Below are 21,570 nucleotides of genomic sequence, written 5' to 3' on the forward strand. Positions count from 1 at the left end.
GGCGGCGCACGCCGCCCAACTCCCCTTCGAAGAATCGCCATGACGTCCCAACTGCACAAAAAGGGCGAGGCCTGGTCGGCCCGCTTCTCGGAACCGATGTCGGAGCTGGTCAAGCGCTACACGTCGTCGGTATTTTTCGACAAGCGCCTCGCGCTCGTCGACATCGCCGGCTCGCTCGCGCACGCGAGCATGCTCGCGGCGCAGAAGATCATCAGCGCCGACGACCTCGCCGCGATCGAACGCGGAATGGCACAGATCAAGGGCGAGATCGAGCGCGGCGAATTCGAATGGCAGCTCGACCTCGAGGACGTCCACCTGAACATCGAGGCGCGCCTGACCGCGCTGATCGGCGACGCCGGCAAGCGCCTGCACACGGGCCGCTCGCGCAACGACCAGGTCGCGACCGACATCCGTCTGTGGCTGCGCGGCGAGATCGACCGCATCGGCGGCCTGCTGACCGACCTGCGCGGCGCACTGATCGACCTCGCCGAGACGAACGCGGACACGATCATGCCGGGCTTCACGCACCTGCAGGTCGCGCAGCCCGTCACGTTCGGCCATCACCTGCTCGCCTATGTGGAAATGTTCACGCGCGACGCGGAACGCATGCGCGACTGCCGCACCCGCGTGAACCGCCTGCCGCTCGGCGCGGCCGCGCTGGCGGGCACCAGCTACCCGATCGACCGTCACGCGGTCGCGAAGACGCTCGGCTTCGACGGCATCTGCGCGAACTCGCTCGACGCTGTGTCGGATCGCGACTTCGCGATCGAATTCACGGCGGCAGCCGCGCTTGTGATGACGCACGTGTCGCGCTTCTCCGAAGAGCTCGTGCTATGGATGAGCCCGCGCGTCGGCTTCATCGACATCGCCGACCGCTTCTGCACCGGCAGCTCGATCATGCCGCAGAAGAAGAACCCGGACGTGCCCGAACTCGCGCGCGGCAAGACCGGCCGCGTGAACGGCCACCTGATCGCGCTCCTCACGCTGATGAAGGGCCAGCCGCTCGCGTACAACAAGGACAACCAGGAAGACAAGGAACCGCTGTTCGACACGGTCGACACCGTCGCCGACACGCTGCGGATCTTCGCGGAAATGGTCGCGGGCATCACCGTGAAGCCGGACGCGATGCGCGCGGCCGCGCTGCAGGGCTTCTCGACCGCCACCGACCTCGCCGACTACCTCGTGAAGCGCGGCCTGCCGTTCCGCGACGCGCACGAAGCCGTCGCGCACGCGGTGAAGATCTGCGACGACCGCGGGATCGATCTCGCCGACCTGACGCTCGACGAGATGAAGCAGGAACTGCCAAACGTCGCGCACCTGATCGGCGACGACGTGTTCGGCTACCTGACGCTCGAAGGGTCGGTCGCGAGCCGCAATCACCCGGGCGGCACCGCGCCCGACCAGGTGCGTGCGGCGGTCAAGGCCGCCCGCGCCGCGCTCGGCAAGTAAGCCTGCTGTCACGAACGGACGCCTTCGGCGTCCGTTTTTCATCCGGGCGGCCGTCGCACCGCCCGTCGCCTTCCCCGCTTCCCGGATACCGCCGATGATTTTCTCCGCCGCGCTCTTCGACATGGACGGCCTGCTCGTCGATTCCGAGCGGACCATCATGAACACGTGGATCGACGTGTCGAACGCCCACGGCGTCGTGCTGACCGAGATCGACTACCTGCAGATCGTCGGCCGCTCGTTCGCCGAGGGCCAGGTGATCCTCGCGCGACTGATCGGCAACCCCGACACGTTCGACGCCGTGCGCACCCGCGTGCGCGAACAGCTTGCCGCGCCCGAACCCCATCCGAAGTTTCCGCTGAAGTCCGGCGCACTCGCGCTGCTCGAGGCGCTCGCACAGGCCGGCATTCCGTGCGCGGTCGCATCGTCGTCCGCACGCGACGTGATCCGTGCGCGACTCGATGCGGTCGGCGTGCTGCCGTTCTTTCGCGCGATCGCGGGCGGCGACGAAGTCTCGCGCGGCAAGCCCGACCCGGCCGTCTACCGGCTCGCGGCCGAACGCCTCGGCGTGCCGGCACAGGCATGCGTCGCATTCGAGGACAGCGACTTCGGCGCGCAGTCGGCGGCCGGCGCCGGCGCATCGGTCGTCACCGTACCGGACCTGAAGACGCCCACGCCCGAGATCGTCGCGTTGAGCCTGCACGTACTCGCATCGCTCGACGACGCGGTCGCGCTCGTGCCGTCGTGGTTCGGCCGCCTCGATACGCAGCAATCCGCGTAAGCACGTCACGCAGCGTCCCGAATGCCAAACGGGCACCCTAGGGTGCCCGTTTCGCGTTGTCACGCACGATCGCCGTCGCGACCCGCGCGTTACTTGTTGCCGGCCGTCTCCGACAGCCGCTTCATCGTCGCGATGCGCGCGCCGATCAGGTCGACCCGCCCGTCCTCGCCGACGAGCGGCGCCGTCGCGTCGCGGAACGCCACCCACGCGCGCTGCGCGCGCACGAGCGTCGCGGCCGAATGCGCAGGCATCTTGCGACGCAGCTTCTGGTAATAGCGGTTCAGGTCGAATACCGCGTGCTCGCACGCGGCATCCTGCACGCACGGCCGCACGCGCTGGATCGCCGGGTCGCGCGCGGCATTCGCCGGCTTGCCGCCGGCTGCCGCGGCAGCGCCTTGCGCCGTGCTCGCGCCGCCCTGCGCACCGCTCGTCGCCGCGACCGGCACGGCGGCCGGCGGCGCATAACGGTCGGCCGCCGCGCGCAGCGCGAGCGCGCGATCGCGCACCGGCTGCAGCTGCATGTCGGCGCTGGACATCGTGTATGCGCTCCCGCGCGTCGTGTCGTACACCGCCTTCAGCAGATGCAGTTCATCCTTGCGCCACGTGACCCAGCGGCGCTGACTGTCCTGCCAGCCGCGCTTCACGTCGGCCGGCGCATCCTTCGACAGGCGCTGGTATGCGCCATCCATCACGGCCTGCCACTGCTGCTGCGCTTCGCCCATGCACTGGATCTGGCCGGCCGTCGACGACCGGTCGCGCCGTGCGAAACACTGCCGCATCGCGACGTCGATCGGGTCGGCAGCGGCCACTTCCGCGTGCGCCGCATTCAACCCGATCGGCCCCGCCAGCCACGTCGCCCAGACGACGAGCGCGGCCAGCGCCGCGCGCATCGCCCGGATTCGTCCACGCGCCGCCATCAGTCGCGCACGCAGTCGACGAAGTACTCGACGCGGCCGTTCACCTCTTCCGCGACGAGGCCGTGGATATCGGTGTGGAAGCCCGGGAAGCGCTCGTTGAAATCGCGCGCGAACCGCAGGTAGTTCACGATCGTCTTGTTGAAGCGCTCGCCCGGGATCAGCAGCGGAATGCCCGGCGGGTACGGCGTGAGCAGGATGCTCGTCACGCGGCCTTCGAGCTCGTCGAGCGGCACGCGGTCGATCTTGCGGTGCGCGAGCTTCGCGAACGCGTCCGACGGCTTCATCGCCGGCTCCATGTCCGACAGGTACATCTCCGTCGTCAGGCGCGCGATGTCGTTCGCGCGGTAGACGTCGTGGATCTGCGTGCACAGGTCGCGCAGGCCGACACGCTCGTAGCGCGGATGCTGCGCGACGAATTCGGGCAGCACGCGCCACAGCGGCTGGTTGTTGTCGTAGTCGTCCTTGAACTGCTGCAGCTCGGTCACCATCGAGTTCCAGCGGCCCTTCGTGATGCCGATCGTGAACATGATGAAGAACGAGTACAGGCCGGTCTTCTCGACGATGATCCCGTGTTCGGCCAGGTACTTCGTGACGATCGCGGCCGGGATGCCCGTCTCGCCGAACTCGCCGTCGACGTCGAGCCCCGGCGTGATGATCGTCGCCTTGATCGGGTCGAGCATGTTGAAGCCTTCCGCGAGCGGGCCGAAGCCGTGCCAGTGGTCGTTCGGCTTCAGCATCCAGTCTTCGCGCGAGCCGATGCCCTCTTCGGACAGGTCGTCCGGGCCCCACACGCTGAAGAACCAGTCGTCGCCGTATTCGGCGTCGACCTTGCGCATCGCGCGGCGGAAGTCGATCGCCTCGGCGATCGACTCCTCGACGAGCGCGGTGCCGCCCGGCGGCTCCATCATCGCGGCCGCGACGTCGCACGACGCGATGATCGCGTATTGCGGGCTCGTCGACGTGTGCATCAGGTACGCCTCGTTGAAGCGGTGCTTGTCGAACGTGCGGTTCTCCGAATCCTGCACGACGATCTGCGACGCCTGCGAGATGCCCGCGAGCAGCTTGTGCGTCGAGTGCGTCGCGAAAACGAGCGCGCCCGTGCGCGGACGGCCGTCGCCGATCGCGTGCATGTCGCGGTAGAAGTCGTGGAACGTCGCGTGCGGCAGCCACGCTTCGTCGAAGTGCAGCGTGTCGAGCAGGTCGCCGAGCAGGTCCTTGATCATCTCGACGTTGTAGACGACGCCGTCGTAGGTGCTCTGCGTGATCGTCAGGATGCGCGGCTTCAGGTCCGGATTCTGGCGCAGCGCCTCGCGCGCGAACGGGTTCGCCTCGATCTTCTTGCGGATGTTCTCGGGCTTGAATTCGTCGCGCGGGATCGGCCCGATGATGCCGAAGTGGTTGCGCGTCGGCGTGAGGAACACGGGGATCGCGCCCGTCATCGTGATCGCGTGCAGGATCGACTTGTGGCAGTTCCGGTCGACCAGCACGATGTCGCCAGGCGCGACCGTCGCGTGCCAGACGATCTTGTTCGACGTCGACGTGCCGTTGGTCACGAAGAACAGGTGGTCCGCGCTGAAGATGCGCGCCGCGTTGCGCTCGGACGCCGCGACCGGGCCCGTGTGATCGAGCAGCTGGCCGAGTTCGTCGACGGCGTTGCACACGTCCGCGCGCAGCATGTTCTCGCCGAAGAACTGGTGGAACATCTGGCCGAGCGGGTTCTTCAGGAACGCGACGCCGCCCGAGTGGCCAGGGCAGTGCCATGAGTACGAGCCTTCGTCCGCGTACTTCACCAGCTCCTTGAAGAACGGCGGCGCGAGCGAGTCCAGATAGACCTTCGCCTCGCGGATGATGTGGCGCGCGACGAACTCCGGCGTGTCCTCGAACATGTGGATGAAGCCGTGCAGCTCGCGCAGGATGTCGTTCGGCAGATGGCGCGACGTGCGCGTCTCGCCGTACAGGAAGATCGGAATGTCCGCGTTGCGGCGGCGCACTTCGGTGACGAACGCACGCAGCTCGATGATCGCGGTCGCCAGTTCGGGCAGCTCGCCGTCCGGGCCCGTTTCGCCGAGCATGAGTTCGTCGTCGTCGATCGACAGGATGAAGCAAGACGCGCGGCTCGACTGCTGCGCGAACGACGTCAGATCGCCGTAGCTCGTGAGGCCGAGGACTTCGACGCCCTCCTTCTCGATCGCTTCGGCCAACGCCCGGATGCCGGAGCCCGAGATGTTCTCGGAGCGGAAATCTTCGTCGATGATGACGACGGGGAAACGAAACTTCATGGGCGATTCTCCAAAAAGAACGACCGCGGCGCGTCACGCGCAGCGGTCACCCGGAAACTGGTGAGACGTTATGCAACCAGATCAGGTTTTCGGCAGCGTGACACCGCGCTGACCCTGATACTTGCCGCCGCGATCGGCGTACGACACGTCGCACACCTCGTCGCTTTCGAAGAACAGCACCTGCGCGACACCTTCGTTCGCGTAGATCTTCGCCGGCAGCGGCGTGGTATTCGAGAATTCCAGCGTGACGTAGCCTTCCCACTCGGGTTCGAACGGCGTCACGTTGACGATGATCCCGCAGCGCGCGTAAGTCGACTTGCCGAGGCAGACGGTCAGCACGGTGCGCGGGATGCGGAAATATTCGACGGTGCGGGCCAGCGCGAACGAGTTCGGCGGGATGATGCACACGTCGCCCTTGAAATCGACAAACGAACCCTCGTCGAAGTTCTTCGGATCGACGATCGTCGAGTTGATGTTCGTGAAGATCTTGAATTCGTCCGCGCAGCGGATGTCGTAGCCGTAGCTCGACGTGCCGTAGCTGACGATCCTGCGACCGTCCTCGGATGCACGAACCTGATCGGGCACGAACGGCTCGATCATCTTGTGCTCTTCGGCCATGCGCCGAATCCACTTGTCGGACTTGATGCTCATGCCAGCCTCCGCCGGGCCGTCCCAAGAAGGCTGGCCGTCCCCTCGGGGGACAGCGAACGAAGTGAGCGTTGGGGTCGTTTCATATCGGGGCGCCTGGAAACGCTGCGTGACAATCGGTAAGGGCCACTGGCGCGAGGCAGCGACCCGGAAAGGCGCACATTTTACGCGATCATCGGCTCGCGCACGCAGCGGCCGTCAACGGATCACGCCGCACGCGAGCGCGGGCCCCGCGCCGTGCTGCGGAAACGCGGAATCGCTGGAGTCGTGGTGGACCAGCACCGCGCGGTTCTGCGCGGAGCGCACGCCATCGAGGGCCAGATCGGGAGCGACGATGAAACCGGCCGCGACGCCGTTCGCGTCCGCATGGATGTTGCCGAGGTCGCCGGCGACGCGCGCGCCCGCGCGCAGCCGGTCGGCGGCTGGCGCGAACACCTGGCCGGCGCTCGAACCGTCGCCCGCGTTGCAGTCGCCGCGTTCGTGCACCTGCAGCGCGTGATCGCTGTTTGGCGGCAGGCCGACCAGGTTGTAGGTGACCTGGACGCCGTCCGGGCGCTCGACGAACGTCACCGCGCCGCGCGTCTGCGAGCCGACGGTCGGCTGCAACTGCGCGTCGGCGCGCTTTTCGTGCGACGAGGAAAAAGAAGTACAGCCGGCCAGCAGGCCCAGCGCGGCGGCGGCCAGCAGCGCGCGCCGCGCGCGGCCGGCGCGCACGCCGTGATGTCGTTGGTTCATTCGATCCTCATGCCGGCTGGCGGCCGTTCGACACGGCGGCCATGCCGGGCGGGTAAAGGGACCCGGGAAAAGTCGCCATGATACCGCGCCTCGCGGCGCCGTAAACAGCGTGAGGCCCCGCCCCGCAAGGGTTTTACGTATTTTGAACAACGATCGACGGGAACTTCGACGTCATGTCGCGCGAACGCTCGGCAATCGCCAGTGCCACGCCGCGCGCGATGTCGCGGTAGCGTCGCGCCAGCGCACCGTCCGGTTCGGCCGCGACCGTCGGCGTCCCGCTGTCCGCGCGCTCGCGGATCGCGATGTCGAGCGGCAGGCTGCCGAGCACGTTCACGCCGTAATCCTTCGCCATCCGCTCGGCCCCGCCAGCGCCGAAGATGTGCTCTTCGTGGCCGCAGTTCGAACAGACGTGGATGCTCATGTTCTCGACGATACCGAGAATCGGAATCCCGACCTTCTCGAACATCTTCAGGCCCTTCTTCGCGTCGAGCAGCGCGATGTCCTGCGGCGTCGTCACGATCACGGCACCCGTCACCGGCACGCGCTGCGCGAGCGTGAGCTGGATGTCGCCGGTGCCCGGCGGCATGTCGACGATCAGGTAGTCGAGCTCGCGCCAGTTGGTCTGGCGCAGCAACTGCTCGAGCGCGGACGTCGCCATCGGGCCGCGCCACACCATCGGGTTGTCTTCCTCGATCAGAAAGCCGATCGAGTTCGCCTGCAGGCCGTGGCCGACCAGCGGGTTCATCGACTGATTATCGGGCGACTCCGGGCGCTGGCCGTGAATGCCGAGCATCGTCGGCAGCGACGGGCCGTAGATATCGGCGTCGAGAATGCCGACCGATGCGCCCTCCGAGGCGAGCGCGAGCGCCAGGTTCACGGCCGTGGTGCTCTTGCCGACGCCGCCCTTGCCCGATGCGACCGCGACGATGTTCTTCACGTTGGGCAGCAGCTTCACGCCGCGCTGTACCGTGTGCGCGACGATCTCCTGCGACACGGCGACGCGTGCATCGCGCACGCCCGCCACGCCCTTCAGCGCATCGGCGATGCGCGCGCGCACGTCGTCGTGCTGGCTGCGTGCCGGATAGCCGAGCACCACGTCGACCGCCACGACGTCGCCGTCGATCGCGACGTTGCGCACGCCCTTGTTCGCCGCGTACGGACGGCCGGTATTGGGGTCGACGACAGCCGCCAGTGCGGCGTCGACTTGTGCCCGGTCAATGCTCATCGAAACTCCGTGAAAACGTTTTTTTCGCGCGCAAACGTCAAGAAATATCAAATAACGCTGCGAAAAGCGGGAAAAGTGAAAGAATCTGTTGCACGCCATTGCGCGAACGCGCGCGGCGGAGCAATCTTCGCGTGCGGCACGCTATGGGGCCAAATCGGCCGCCAACCGCCTATATTGTAGAGGCTGACGCGTCACCCTGTCCGAACAGCCACGCTGGCGAACAGGGCATGCGGCCGCCTCCGCGGCTGCCGCGAGCGCGGGCCCGCCCTCCTTTTTCGGGCGGTCCGTGCAGGGAGCCGTAACTGTTGTTTGTCGTCGTTGTCGACTCGTTCAACCAAGAGAGGAATCCAAGATGACCATGAAAATCGCGACTCGCCTGTCCGTCTTCGCACTCGCCGGCGCACTGCTGGCAGGCTGCGCCACGCAGCAAGGCAACAATACGGCCGTCGGCACCGGCACGGGTGCGGCGCTGGGCGCAGGTATCGGCGCACTGGCGGGTGGCGGCAAGGGCGCGGCGATCGGCGCGGGCGTCGGCGCACTGGTGGGTGGCGTGACGGGTTACAACTGGCAGGCGATCAAGAACAAGCTCGCGCCGTCGGCAGCGCAGACGGGCACGCAAGTGACCGAGCAGCCGGACGGCTCGCTGAAGCTGAACGTGCCGAGCTCGGTGACGTTCGCGACGAACCAGTACGCGATCACGCCGGCCTTCACGCCGCTCCTGAACGACCTGGCGACGACGCTGAACCAGAACCCGCAAGTGACGGCCTCGATCGTCGGCTACACGGACAGCACGGGTTCGGCACAGCTGAACCAGACGCTGTCGCAGAACCGTGCGCAGAGCGTCGTGAACGCGCTCGTGCAGCGCGGCGTCGCCGGCGGCCGCCTGTCGGCCCAAGGCATGGGCGCGTCGAACCCGATCGCGGACAACGCGACCGAAGCCGGCCGCGCGCAAAACCGCCGCGTCGAGATCTACCTGCGCGCGCCGCAGCACCAGTAAGCAGCGTAGCGAGAGGAAACGGGGGCGCGCGCCGGGCGCTCAGCCCCGTCGCTCAAGGCTCGCCGCGGGACGTCAACAAATCGAAAAAAATTTCGAACTTCTGTCGCGACCCGCGGTCTGTCTTTACGGTACGCGGCTGGCGCTGCCGGCGCGTCACCATTCTCCTCTTGTCGTTGTTGCTCCGGGGCCGTATCCGCCCCGGTTTTTTTTGCCCGAAAAATGCGTGCTGCGCCGCAACACGATGCCGCCACGCACGTCCGCCCGACGCTCCCGCCCCTTGCGCCGTCCTGTCCGCGGCACCGCCCCCGACTGACCTGCGCGCGCCCCTGCTAGAATCGCAGTTTCCTCCGTCGTTTCCGCCGTTCTTCTACAGACCCTATGTCCGCATCCGACCTCACTTCCGTGCAGGCTGCGGCGCCGCAAGGCAGCCGCCAGATCCTCGTTACGTCCGCACTGCCCTATGCCAACGGGCAGATCCACATCGGCCACCTGGTCGAGTACATCCAGACCGACATCTGGGTGCGGACGCTGCGAATGCATGGCCACGAGGTCTACTACATTGGCGCCGACGACACGCACGGCACGCCAGTCATGCTGCGTGCGGAGAAGGAGGGCCTCACGCCGAAGCAGCTGATCGATCGCGTATGGTCCGAGCACAAGCGCGACTTCGACAGCTTCGGCGTGTCGTTCGACAACTTCTACTCGACCGACTCGGACGAGAACCGCGTGCTGAGCGAGAAGATCTACCTCGCGCTGAAGGAAAACGACCTGATCGCCGAGCGCGAGATCGAGCAGGCGTACGACCCCGTCAAGGAAATGTTCCTGCCGGACCGCTTCATCAAGGGCGAGTGCCCGAAGTGCCACGCGAAGGACCAGTACGGCGACAACTGCGAAGTGTGCGGCTCGACCTACCTGCCGACCGAACTGCTGAACCCGTACTCGGTCGTGTCCGGCGCGACGCCGGTGCGCAAGAAGTCGACGCACTACTTCTTCCGCCTGTCCGACCCGCGCTGCGAGTCGTTCCTGCGCGAATGGGTCAGCGGCCTCGCTCAGCCCGAAGCCACCAACAAGATGCGTGAATGGCTCGGCGATGCCGGCGAAGCCAAGCTCGCCGACTGGGACATCTCGCGCGACGCGCCGTACTTCGGCTTCGAGATCCCGGGCGCGCCCGGCAAGTACTTCTATGTGTGGCTCGACGCGCCGGTCGGCTACTACGCGAGCTTCAAGAACCTGTGCGACCGCAAGGGCATCGACTTCGACGCGTGGATCCGCTCGGGCTCGACCGCCGAGCAGTACCACTTCATCGGCAAGGACATCCTGTATTTCCACACGCTGTTCTGGCCGGCGATGCTCGAATTCTCGGGCCATCGCACGCCGACCAACGTGTTCGCGCACGGCTTCCTGACGGTCGACGGCGCGAAGATGTCGAAGTCGCGCGGCACGTTCATCACCGCGCAGAGCTACATCGACACGGGCCTGAACCCCGAATGGCTGCGCTACTACTTCGCCGCGAAGCTGAACGCGACGATGGAAGACCTCGACCTGAACCTCGAGGACTTCCAGGCCCGCGTGAACAGCGACCTCGTCGGCAAGTACGTGAACATCGCGAGCCGCGCGGCGGGCTTCCTGATCAAGCGTTTCGACGGCCGCGTGCAAGATAGCGCGATGAATCATCCGCTCGTCGCGAAGCTGCGCGATGCGATTGCGCACATCGCCGCGAACTATGAAGCGCGTGAATACGGCCGCGCGCTGCGCCACACGATGGAGCTCGCTGACGAAGTGAACGCGTACGTCGACGGCGCGAAGCCGTGGGAACTCGCGAAGGATCCGGCCAATGCGGTTGCGCTGCACGAAACCTGCAGCGTGAGCCTCGAGGCGTTCCGCCTGCTGTCGCTCGCGCTGAAGCCGGTGATGCCGCGTGTCGCCGAATCCGTCGAAGCGTTCTTCGGGATCGCGCCGCTTACCTGGGCCGATGCCGCGAAGCCGCTGTCGTCTGCACAGCCGATCAAGGCGTACCAGCACCTGATGACGCGCGTCGACCCGAAGCAGATCGATGCGCTGCTCGCCGCGAACCGCGATTCGCTGCAGGCCGATGCCGCCGGCGCCGCTGCCGCGGGCGCCAACGCCGCCAAGGAGTCGAAGGGCGCGAAGAACGCCAAGGCAAGCACGCAGCCGGCCGCCGCGAACGGCGCCGACGACGGCCCGATCTCGATCGACGATTTCGCGAAGGTCGATCTGCGCATCGCGAAGATCGTCGCCTGTCAGGCCGTCGAAGGTTCGGACAAGCTGCTGCAGCTCACGCTCGACATCGGCGAGGAAAAGACCCGCAACGTGTTCTCGGGCATCAAGTCGGCGTACCAGCCCGAGCAGCTCGTCGGCAAGCTGACGGTGATGGTCGCGAACCTCGCGCCGCGCAAGATGAAGTTCGGGCTGTCCGAAGGGATGGTGCTCGCCGCGTCGGCCGCCGACGAGAAGGCGGAACCGGGCCTGTACATCCTCGAGCCGCACAGCGGCGCGAAGCCCGGCATGCGCGTGAAGTAAGCGCACGCGGCTGCCTGCCTGACCAAGCCCCGCACGTTTGTGCGGGGCTTTTTTCATGCCGCCGCGCGAAGATGCCCTGCCCGGCAGGCATGGCGCGCGGACGCGTTCCGTTACCATAGCGGCTGCATCGGACCCGCCGGATTCCGAAGGCCGCGTCGATCGAGCGGTCGACCCTGGCCGTGGCGGCGGGCTCCTCGTCACAACAACGATATGACAAACGTACCCGACGCCCCGTCCACCGAGCGGACGCGCGCTTCGCCGCGCACGCGCGATGCGTGCGCGGCGATGACGATTCCGCTCGTACCCATTGCCGACGCAAACGCCGTCGCGCCGCTCGTCGCGCGCAGCCGCGCGTTCGACACGCTCGCGCAGCGCTTCGCGTGGCTCGCCTTGCGCGAGCCGCCCCCCGCCGATGCCGGCCGATGGCATGTCCACACCGTTGCAGGCCGCACGCTCCGCTTCGCGCAGCCGCTGACGTTCACGCCGTACGCAGCCGCGCAGCCCTGCTCCGCACGCTGCCGGTTCTGCTCGGAAACGCTCGTCGACGACACCGCGGTGGGGCCGATGGCGGCGAGCCTGCGGCCGCCGGCCGACTATTTCGACACGCTTCGCCGCGCGCTGCGGGCGCTGCGCGGCGTGCCGCTGTCGTATTCGCTGTCGGGGCTCGAGAACACGGACGATCCGCACTGGCTGCTGTCGCTCCTCGCGACGCTGCGCGCTGCCGGCGACGACGGTCCGGACGCGAACGGCAGCGTGCTGTACACGAACGGCGCCGGCCTCGTCGACCATCGCGACGCACTGCTGCCCGCGCTCGCTGGCTTCGGACTGTCGTGGCTCGAATGGTCCCGTCATCACGACCGCGACGATGTGAACCAGTCGATCATGCGCTTTCGGCCCGGCCAGCGCATCATGCACCAGCCCGCGTTCGAGGCAGCCTTCGTCGCCGCGCGCGAGCACTTTCCGGTCAAGCTCGTCTGCATCGTGCAGCGCGGCGGCATCGAGACGCCCGCGGACGTGCTGCGCTATGTCGCCCACGCCCGCGCACTCGGCGCCCGCTCGGTGATCTTCCGCGAATTCTCGGCACTGCCCGATACCTACCGGCACAACGCAACGCGGCGCCATATCGACCGCACGCGCATTCCGATCGACGCATTGCTGCTCGCGTGCGCGGCGGACCGCGCGTTTTCCGCGCAGTGCGAACCCATCGAACTGACGGGCGGCTACTACTTCTGGAACGCGCGCTGGGCGCATCGCGACGGCCTCGACGTCGTGTTCGAAACCTCCGACTACGGCGCGATGCGCGAACACGAATTGCGCGACGCCGTGTACAAGCTCGTGTTCCACCCGAACGGCAACCTGTGCGCGGGCTGGCAACCGACGCGCGACATTCTCTGGAGCAGCGATGACCGCCGTGACTAGCTGGTTGCGCCTGACCGACGAGGCCGCCGACACCACCCTGCCCGCCGATCTGCGTGCCCGCGATTCGTTCGACGTGCGCGATTGCGGCTGGGTCGAGCAGATGGTGCCGTTCATCGGCAGCCACGCGACGCCGGGCGACTGGATCGTCGATCCGTTCGGCGGCTTCGGCACGACGCTCGTCGCCGCAGCGCGGTGCGGCGTGCCGGCGCTCGGCGTCGAAATCGACCCGCAGCGCGTCGCGTTCGCACGCGAACGGCTCGCACGCGCCGGCGCCGCGTACCCCCGCTATCCGGTGCTGGCCGGCGATCTGTCGAGCACCGCGACGCAGGCTGCCGCGCGCGACGCGGGCGGCCCGTTCACGCTATGCCTGACGAGCGTGCCGTATTTCGGCTGCAGCGGCCTGCCCGGCCGCCCGAGCGACGGACAGCTGTACGGCGTCGGCTATTACGCGCCGTATCTCGAACGGATGCGCAACGTGTTTGCCGGCGTGCACGCGCTGCTCGAACCGGGCGGCTGGTGCATCGCGATGGCGCAGAACCTGCGCATCGGCGGCCGCTTCGTGCCGCTCGCGTGGGATGTTGCGCGGCTGCTCGGCGAGCGCTTCGTGCTGCACGAGGAACGCGTGCTGATCTACGAACGGGCGGACGGCCCCGCGCCACACGGCGCCGGCGCCACCGATCGCACGCATGAATACGCGCTCGTGTGCCGCAAGGCGCCGCTCGCGAGCGACGCCGACGCGGCCCGCGCGCTGGTTGCCGCGCTGACGCGCGACGGCTTCGCATTCACGGTGATCGGCAGCTTCGCGCGGCGCCTGGCCGGCAACGCGAACGCTATCGGCGCCGATGCGCCGCTGAACGACGTCGACCTTGTCGTCCCGCCCGACGATGCGGGCGTGTCGCGGCTGCTGCAATGGCTCGAGGCCGACGGCTTCGCGATCGAATCGTGGAATGCGCGCATCGCGCCGCCGGTGGCGGCTGCCGCGCTGCGCTACCGTCATTACTTCCGCGCGCGGCGCATCGACGCGCACGGCCGATTGTTGCAGGTCGACGTGACGGTGGCCGAAACGCAGGAAGGGTTCGAGTCATGTCTGCGCGCCGCTCCGATGCCGGGTGCGGCGGCCTGAGCCGAAAAAAACGAGGCCGCACGCGTCGCAAGCGCCGAGCAAACGGGCACGCCTCCCGCCACGACGGGTGCCGCCCGTTCGTCAGCGCCGCGAGAACCAGCGATCGAAACGCCGCGTGTAGTTGAGATCGACGCCCTGGAACGTGCCGCCATACGCGGACACCGACCAGAAGCGCGTCAGGTTGATCGTCGCCTTGAACGCGTTGCTCGCCGATTGCAGGCCCTGCTCGAAGCCGAGCACGAAACGCTCGTTGATCGCCTTCGACACCTGGATTACCTGCGGATCGGTCAGCCCGACGTCGCTGCGGCCGATCGAGAACTCGTCGAGGCCGAACGTCTGCGCGACGCGCTTGCCGGTCACGCTGCCGAGCAGCGCAAGCGCGGCCGTCATCGTGCCCTGCTGGCCGACGTTGTTGCCCTGGTCGGTGCCGTGCCCGAACAGCAGCCACGACAGCTTTTCGTTGTCCGTGACGTTCGGCTCCGACACCAGCTTGACCGTCAGCGACTGGATCGTGCCGGTGACCTGCACCCCTGCCTCGACCTCCTGGTTGCGCCGCATCGCGAGAATGTTCACGCCCGGGTTCGACACCGGGCCGTTGAACGTGAAGAAGCCGTTCTCGATCGCGAGCTTGCGGCCGAACGACGTATAGGTCGACCCTTCCGTCACGCGTACGTTGCCGACCGCACGCAACGGCACGCCGGGCGCGCTCATCACGGTGATCGTGCCGCGCAGCCCGAGATCCGCACCGTGGCCCTTGAAGCGGAAGTTGTTGCCGAGGTCGATGTCGATGTTCGCGCGCGGCGCGAGCGACGGCGCCGGCTTGTCCGTCACCTTCTGCGGCTTCGCGGCCGCCGTGCCCGTCGGCGTCTCGCCACGCACCGTGCCGTCCGGCTGCACGATCACGACATCGTCGGACAGGTGCGGCGCCGCGTCCTCCGGCAGATCGAACAGCGCGCGATCGACGACGAACTTGCCGTCGATCGACAGCGCGCCGCGCGGCCCGTCGTTCGCGACGGTCGCCTTGCCCGACAGCGACAGCTTTCGATCGGGCGCCGCGAACAGCTCGAGCTTGTCCGCGACGATGCTCGCGGTCAGGTCGGGTGCCTCGCCATCGAGCCGCACGCGACCGATCGCGCGCAGCGTCCCGTCACCGCCGTGGAACTCGACCTGCTGGAATTCGACGAGGTTGTCCGAGAGCTTCACGCGCACGATGCCGTCCTTCAGTTGCACGCCCTGGTCGACCAGCGTCGCCGACAGATCGTCGCCCGTCAGCATCCCCGACACGTTCGGCTTCGCCGGTGTGCCGCCGACCGTCAGTTTCAGCGCCGCGCGCCCGCCGAGCAGATAGCTCGGCCCGAACAGGTTGCCGGTCGCCTTCAGCGACGGAAGGTCGGCATCGATGCGGCCCGACAGCGGGCCGTCGTCGGCGACGCCGAACACGCCGTCGCGCAGCGCGAACGGCACCGTCACGTTCGCGTCGAGCGAGCCGATCCGGTTCGCCTTCGCGAGCGCCACCAGGTTGAGCCGGTTGCCGGGCGCGAAGCTCGCGCGCGCGGACAGGTCGGTCAGCCCGAGCGACGCGATACCGCGCCCGCTCTCGATCGTCACATCGCCGCCGCGCCGCTTCACCTGCACGTAACCCGTCGCGTTCGCACCGAGCGAGAAATCCCAGTCCGCATCGAGCACGACGTCGGTACGCACGGGAGGCCGCTGGCCCGTCAACTCCTGGCGAACCTCCAGGAAACGCGCGACCGACGCCCCGCTCACGGAGCCCGCCGAACGCATCTGGCCGTGATCGAACACGAACGACTTCAGATCGATCGCCGCGCCTTCGAGCGTGAGCCGCGTCGCGCCGAGCGTCACGCGGCCGGCGCCGGCCGAGACGGCGAGCGGCGACTGCAGCGCGAGCGCCGGCATGCCGCGGTTCGCGAGGCGCGTGACGGTGCCGTCCCAGCGCATCCCGTCGCGGTTCTCGACCACGCCGCCGTTCGCGGAGAGCGTCAGGTCGATCACGCGGCCGCCAGCCACCCCGATCGCCGACGCGTCGAGCGTGTGCTTCGCGCGCGTGCCGCCGAGGTTCGCACGCAGCGATTTCAGCTGCAGCGAGCCGAGCGCGATGTCGGTCGCGTCGGCCGTAAACACGAGCGCGCCGTTCGCGCCGTCGCGGATGTCGGCGTGGCCCTGCGCGGCGCCGATCCGGTTCGCTCCGATCACGACGTGCTCGGCCTTGTAGGTAGCCGTCACGTTTGGATGCGCGAAGCTGCCGGTCAGGTCGCCCTGCGCCTGCACGAGCCCCTGGAAGCCGAAACCGAGCCGGTCGAGCTGCGGCGCATCGACGACGAAGCGCAACCGGTCGCCGGGCGCGCCGAAGCTGCCGCGCAGGTCGACGTGGTTGCCGGCGATCGACAGGTTCGCGTTGCTCGGCAGGATCCGCGTGCCGGCCAGCTGCAGCACGCCCGCGCCGGTCAACGGCACGCCGTCGTACAGGCTGTCGCCGAGTTTGAACGTCGCCTTCGTCGACACCTGCGGCGCGAACGCGCCGGAGGCCGTCAACGTGCCCGACACGCGCGTCTCGCCGCGCTTTGCCGGCGCCTTGGCGCTTTTCGCGGCCGGCTTGCCGCCGGGCGCCTTCGGCGCATTCATCGCGGCGAGCAGCAGCGGATCGAACGCGGTCAGCGTCGCCTTCGCGTCGTAGCTCGCGTGCGCGTCGTGGCGGAACACGCCGGTCAGGTCGATCCGGCCCTTGCCTGCCGTCACGCGCGCGTCGGTCAGCACCGTCTGTTGCGACGTCAGCGCGACCTTCGCGCGGGCGCCGAGCGCGAGCTTCGGGTCGTTCAGGTTGAAATCGACGGTCGTCACGTCGCCCGCGAGCGTCACGCCGAGCGGGCCGCCCAGACGCATCGGCCGCAATTCGGCGACGAAGGCATTGAGGTCGAGATTGGCGACCTTCAGGTCGAAGCGGCCCTTGCCGCCCGTCAGCGTACCGCTGCCGGTCACGCTGCCGTCGCGGATCAGCTTCAGCGCGAGGTCGTCGATCCGCTGCGCGTGCGCGTCGAGATGCACGGTCGCGTGCGCGTCGACGACCGGCAGCAGATGGTCGCCGAGCGTGCCGGCCTTCGCGTTGACGATCGACACCGGGCCCGTCACCGCGAAGCCCTTCGCCGCCGCGGAGCCGGCCGGCGCGGTCACGGGCGCGAGTTCGGCGCGCACCGCGAGATCGGCGGCCGGCGCCCCTGGCGAAATCGCCTGCGGATTCACGTGATCGAACGCGAGCGAGGCACGCGTAAGCGGCACCGCGCCGAACGGCGCGGCCTCGACGTGCGCGCGCCCGTTCAGCTTCATCCCGCTCGCGGTGACGTCCGCGACGAGCGCTTCGAGCGAACCCGACACGTTCGCGCTCGCGTTGACCGGTTCGTTGGAGAACTTGCCCGCATAGGTCACATCGCCCGTCAGCGCGAACGGCTTCACGCCGTCGAGCTTCACGCGCGCGGTCAGCGCGCCGTACGGCGTGTCGACGCCATCGAGCAGAAGTTCGTGGTGACGGCCGTCGCTGCGGCCGTTCAGCGCCAGATGATCGAGCTGCGTCGTCGAGCCGCCTTCATGGATCGCCAGGTGATCGATGCGCAGGTCGTCGATCCGCACCTGCAGCGGCAGGCTCAGGTCCTGCGGCGTCGTGGCCGGTGCCGGCTGCCCCGGCACGATCCGCACGTCGACGGTGCCCGCGCGCAGGTACGCGACCGACAGCCGCCACGGCGCGCGGGTCAGCGCCCAGCGTCCGTCGAGCCAGTCGATCCGCACCTCGGTGCCGGCGCCGCCGGGGCTCGTCCATGCGAACCCGTGCAGCCGCACGCCGGTCGCGAGCGAACCGCCGTCGAGCGTCCCCGTCAGCCGCCCGCCCAGCACCCGCACGGCCGTCTGCCATGCGAGCCGCGTGCCGCGCTCGGTCGTCGCCGCGGCCAGCACGAGCCCGGCCGCCAGCACGACGAGCAGCACGATCGTCGCGAGCGTCCACGCGACGGCGCGGCCCGCACGCACGCGACGCGGCGGCGCATCGGGCGCGCGCTCGGGCGAGTCCGGATCGTGGGGCGGCGGCGTGTCGTTCGGGTCCTTCGTCATGCGGTTCGTCGTGGGTCGGGCAACAGGTCAGAAAGCGATGCCAAGTGTCAGGTACGGGCGCACGCTGCGGTTACGCAGCCCGTATGCGACATCGACGTTGATCGGGCCGACGGGGCTGCGCCAGCGCGCGCCGATGCCGACGCCCGGGTAGAACACCCGCTCGCCCCACGCATCGGTCGCGGTGCCGATGTCGAAGAACGTCGCGGCGCCCCAGTCGCGGTTGAACCAGTGCTGGTATTCGGCGGTACCCGTCATCAGATACTTGGTCGGCAGCACGGAGCCGTCCACGTTGTTGCCGATGCTCTGGTAACCGTAGCCGCGCACCGAGTTCGAGCCGCCCGCGCGGAACAGCAGCGACGCCGGCACGCCGGTCGAGCTGCCGCTCGTGAATACGCCGCCGAGCTCCGCGCGGAACACGAACAGGTCGCGTCGCCCGATCGGCACGTATTGCTGGCCGCGCGCGTATCCGCGAACGAAGGTCTGGTCGGTCAGCACGCCCTTGATCGCGAAGCCGGCCTCCGCGTGGATCAGGTTGCCCGAGCGCGGGAACAGCGGATCGTCGACGTTGCGGCGCGTCCACGCCCATTGCGGCACGAGCGCGCGGCTCGTGGTGGGGCCGGCGCTGTTCTGGTCGAGCCGGTCCTGGTAGAACATCAGCGAGTACGCGTAGTCGATGAACTGCCCGGTGCGCGTGCGCTGCACGCCGACCCGCGCGCTGTAGATACGCGTGTCCGACACATTGGTGTTCGTGTACGACGCGAGCACGCTGTTGGTCCAGCCTTTCTCGCCCGGCGGCATCGACAGCTGGACCTGACCGTACTGCTGGATCTGGTCGAGCCGGCCCGACACGGTGAGCGGCCACGCGGCGCCGAACGTGTCGAGGTACGTGTACGAGCCCTGCACGTGCGGGCCCGTATCGGTCGCGTAACCCACGCCGCCGCGAATGCTGTTGTACGGGAACTCGCTGACCTTCACGTGCACGGGCGTGCGCTCGGGCTTCGACGTGTCGTCGCCGACGTCGATCGCGACGCTCGCGTAGTACGGCGTGTTCTGCAGTTGCCGCTGCAGTTCGGCGATCCGCTGCACGTCGTAGATCTCGCCTTCCGACAGCGGATTGACGTTCGTGACGATCTTCTCGGGATAGCGGCGCACGCCGTCGACGTCGACCTTGCCGATCGTAAACGTCGGGCCGCTGTCGAACGTGACGGCCAGTGTCGCGCGCTGCGTGCGCGGATCGATGCGCGCCTCCGACGACGTGATCTTCGCGCCCAGATAGCGGCGCGACTGCAGCTGCTTGAGCGCCGCGCCCTTCGCGCCGTCCCAGTCGGACTGCGTAAACGGGTCGCCGGGCTTCAGCGAGAACGCAAACCGGGTCGCGGCCTCCTGCTTCGGATCCTCGGCAGCCACCGGCCCCTTGAACGTCAGGTCGACCGTCGACACCACGGTCTGCGGCCCCGGATCGACGGCGACGCGCACGTCGCGCTTGCCGTCGTGCGTGCGCACGTCGGTGCGCACGATCGGCGAGAAATAGCCGGCCGTCGCGGTCAGGTCGCGAACCTGCTGAGGCGTGGCGGTCACGAGGAAGTCGAACTGGTCGTCGCTGATGTCGTCGCGCTTCGCGAAGCGGGCAATATCGAGATGGGCCTTCAGCAGCTTGCGGATCGAGCGCGGCGCGTCGATGTCGACGTCGTACTTCGCGCAGGCCGGCAGTGCGACGAACGCGGCAAGACAACCGACGAGCGCTGCCCTGGCCACGGCCGCGGCGCGACGTCGTGCGCGCCGGCGGGCCGTGCGCCGCCCTGCGTCATGCGCCGTATGTGCTTGCTGGTTCGCCTGACCCGCCAAATATGACCTCGCCCTCGGTTGTCGTGTTTTTTGGAAAACCCTGTATTTGACCACAGGGCGGCCGCCGCGCCAGCGCGGGCGCCGCTTTGACGCGTGCGCGCAACGCACCGCGCCCGGGCGCCCGTCGGGCGCCGGCCAGCGGATTCGACGCGCGATTGGCGCCGGCTGTTCCCCGCGATGCGGTAAAATCCTGCATTCGCAGAATCCGGCGCCTCCTGCGCCGCCCGAAACGGAAAGCCAAGCCATGCCGTATCAGTCCGACGTCACGCAATTCCTGAACCAGCTCAAGCAACAGAAGCCGACGCTCGAAGAAGAGCAGCGCAAGGGCCGTTCCCTGCTGTGGGACAAGCAGCCGATCGACCTCGACGAGCGCGCCGAGCAGCAGGAATCGCGCGTGAAGCAAACGTCCTACGTCTACTACCAGAATTTCTGACGACGTGAGCGCCGCCGACGAGGCCAGCGCCGCCCGGCAGGACGACGCGATCGCCGCGCCCGCGGGCGCCGATTCGACGCCCGACACGGTCGACGGTGTCGCGGCGTTCGCTCGCCTGTACGGCGAGCCGCTCTTCAAGCTGCCGCAGGATCTGTACATCCCGCCCGATGCGCTCGAGGTGTTCCTCGAGACGTTCGAAGGCCCGCTCGACCTGCTGCTGTACCTGATCCGCAAGCAGAACTTCAACGTGCTCGACATCCCGATGGCGCAGGTCACCGCGCAGTATCTCGGCTATGTCGACCAGATCCGCACGTCGAACCTCGAACTGGCAGCCGAATACCTGCTGATGGCCGCGATGCTCATCGAGATCAAGTCGCGGATGCTGCTGCCGGTCAAGAAGGCCGACACCGGCGAGGAAGCCGAGGATCCGCGCGCGGAACTCGTGCGTCGCCTGCTCGAATACGAGCAGATGAAGCTCGCCGCGCAGCGCCTCGACCAGTTGCCGCAGCTCGGCCGCGACTTCCTGCGCGCCGAGGTGTACATCGAGCAGAGCATCACGCCCCGCTTTCCCGACGTCGACTCGGACGACCTGCGCGCCGCGTGGGCCGACGTGCTCAAGCGCGCGAAGCTTGTTCAGCACCACAAGATCTCCCGCGAGGAGCTGTCGGTACGCGAGCACATGAGCTTGATCCTGCGCAAGCTGCAGAACGCGCGCTTCATGGAGTTCGCCGACCTGTTCGACACGTCGCGCGGCGTGCCGGTCGTCGTCGTGAACTTCATCGCGATGCTCGAACTCGCGCGCGAATCGCTCGTCGAGATCACGCAGCCCGAGCCGTTCGCGCCGATCTACGTGCGCCTCGCGTACCTGCCCGCCTAAAGCCCCGCCACTCTACGTGATTCCGCCGTGCGGGCGCGTGCCGCTGCTGCGCGCGCCGCCAGCGGTGCGCCCGATTAAAAAGTGAACGATCGTTCTTTTTTCGATGCATCCGGCGGCCAAATCCTCTACAATCCGCCGACGCCCGATGCGCCGCCTGCGCGCCGGCGTTCTCCGCTTCGACCCCGACG

The 21,570-nt window shown here is 68.2% G+C and carries 15 protein-coding genes; 8 read left to right on the forward strand and 7 right to left on the reverse strand.

Features of this window, described 5'->3' with window-relative positions:
- Positions 1-39: 39 nt before the first annotated feature.
- Entirely contained in the window at positions 40-1,449 is a 1,410-nt protein-coding gene (argH, locus tag DIE13_RS11625; protein WP_124827266.1) for an argininosuccinate lyase, read from the forward strand.
- Between the two features lie 94 nt (positions 1,450-1,543).
- Entirely contained in the window at positions 1,544-2,227 is a 684-nt protein-coding gene (locus tag DIE13_RS11630) for an HAD family hydrolase (RefSeq protein WP_124827267.1), read from the forward strand.
- 89 nt (positions 2,228-2,316) lie between these two features.
- On the opposite strand, the gene DIE13_RS11635 is transcribed toward DIE13_RS11630, so the two are convergent.
- The 5 genes from DIE13_RS11635 to apbC form a co-directional block, all read right to left on the reverse strand.
- A complete protein-coding gene (locus tag DIE13_RS11635) occupies positions 2,317-3,144 on the reverse strand; it encodes a lysozyme inhibitor LprI family protein (RefSeq protein ID WP_124827268.1) in 828 nt (275 codons plus the stop codon).
- Entirely contained in the window at positions 3,144-5,423 is a 2,280-nt protein-coding gene (locus tag DIE13_RS11640) for an arginine/lysine/ornithine decarboxylase (protein WP_124827269.1), read from the reverse strand. The genes DIE13_RS11635 and DIE13_RS11640 overlap by 1 nt, the downstream gene beginning before the upstream one ends.
- 81 nt (positions 5,424-5,504) lie before the next feature.
- A complete protein-coding gene (dcd, locus tag DIE13_RS11645) occupies positions 5,505-6,074 on the reverse strand; it encodes a dCTP deaminase (protein ID WP_006398615.1) in 570 nt (189 codons plus the stop codon).
- Between the two features lie 195 nt (positions 6,075-6,269).
- Positions 6,270-6,806: a superoxide dismutase [Cu-Zn] gene (gene sodC, locus DIE13_RS11650; RefSeq protein WP_124827270.1), complete on the reverse strand. Its 537-nt coding sequence runs from the start codon at positions 6,804-6,806 to the stop codon at positions 6,270-6,272.
- Positions 6,807-6,939: 133 nt separating this feature from the next.
- Positions 6,940-8,031: an iron-sulfur cluster carrier protein ApbC gene (gene apbC / locus DIE13_RS11655; protein ID WP_124827271.1), complete on the reverse strand. Its 1,092-nt coding sequence runs from the start codon at positions 8,029-8,031 to the stop codon at positions 6,940-6,942.
- Positions 8,032-8,383: 352 nt separating this feature from the next.
- Here apbC and DIE13_RS11660 point away from each other — a divergent pair, with 352 nt between their 5' ends.
- From DIE13_RS11660 to DIE13_RS11680, 4 genes are all read left to right on the forward strand, one after another.
- Positions 8,384-9,028, forward strand: a complete 645-nt coding sequence (locus tag DIE13_RS11660; RefSeq protein WP_124827272.1) for an OmpA family protein — start codon at positions 8,384-8,386, stop codon at positions 9,026-9,028.
- A gap of 378 nt (positions 9,029-9,406) precedes the next feature.
- Entirely contained in the window at positions 9,407-11,569 is a 2,163-nt protein-coding gene (gene metG, locus DIE13_RS11670; protein WP_124827273.1) for a methionine--tRNA ligase, read from the forward strand.
- A gap of 210 nt (positions 11,570-11,779) precedes the next feature.
- Positions 11,780-12,988, forward strand: a complete 1,209-nt coding sequence (locus tag DIE13_RS11675; RefSeq protein ID WP_233409922.1) for a hypothetical protein — start codon at positions 11,780-11,782, stop codon at positions 12,986-12,988.
- Positions 12,972-14,111 carry a DNA methyltransferase gene (locus DIE13_RS11680; protein ID WP_124827274.1) on the forward strand — a complete coding sequence of 380 codons (1,140 nt, stop codon included), beginning with the start codon at positions 12,972-12,974 and terminating at the stop codon, positions 14,109-14,111. The genes DIE13_RS11675 and DIE13_RS11680 overlap by 17 nt, the downstream gene beginning before the upstream one ends.
- Before the next feature lie 81 nt (positions 14,112-14,192).
- On the opposite strand, the gene DIE13_RS11685 is transcribed toward DIE13_RS11680, so the two are convergent.
- Positions 14,193-18,227 carry a translocation/assembly module TamB domain-containing protein gene (locus DIE13_RS11685; RefSeq protein ID WP_124827275.1) on the reverse strand — a complete coding sequence of 1,345 codons (4,035 nt, stop codon included), beginning with the start codon at positions 18,225-18,227 and terminating at the stop codon, positions 14,193-14,195.
- Between the two features lie 27 nt (positions 18,228-18,254).
- Positions 18,255-20,072 (reverse strand): autotransporter assembly complex protein TamA, encoded by a 1,818-nt coding sequence (locus tag DIE13_RS11690; RefSeq protein WP_124827276.1) that lies wholly within the window; start codon positions 20,070-20,072, stop codon positions 18,255-18,257.
- 244 nt (positions 20,073-20,316) lie between these two features.
- On the opposite strand from DIE13_RS11690, the gene DIE13_RS11695 reads away from it, so the two are divergent.
- Positions 20,317-20,505 (forward strand): DUF3460 family protein, encoded by a 189-nt coding sequence (locus DIE13_RS11695; RefSeq protein ID WP_044849219.1) that lies wholly within the window; start codon positions 20,317-20,319, stop codon positions 20,503-20,505.
- Positions 20,506-20,509: 4 nt separating this feature from the next.
- Positions 20,510-21,382, forward strand: coding sequence for a ScpA family protein (locus DIE13_RS11700; RefSeq protein ID WP_096502211.1), 873 nt, complete (start codon positions 20,510-20,512; stop codon positions 21,380-21,382).
- Positions 21,383-21,570 lie beyond the last annotated feature (188 nt).

The organism is Burkholderia sp. Bp9016 (genome assembly GCF_003857765.1).
Taxonomy (GTDB): Bacteria; Pseudomonadota; Gammaproteobacteria; order Burkholderiales; family Burkholderiaceae; genus Burkholderia.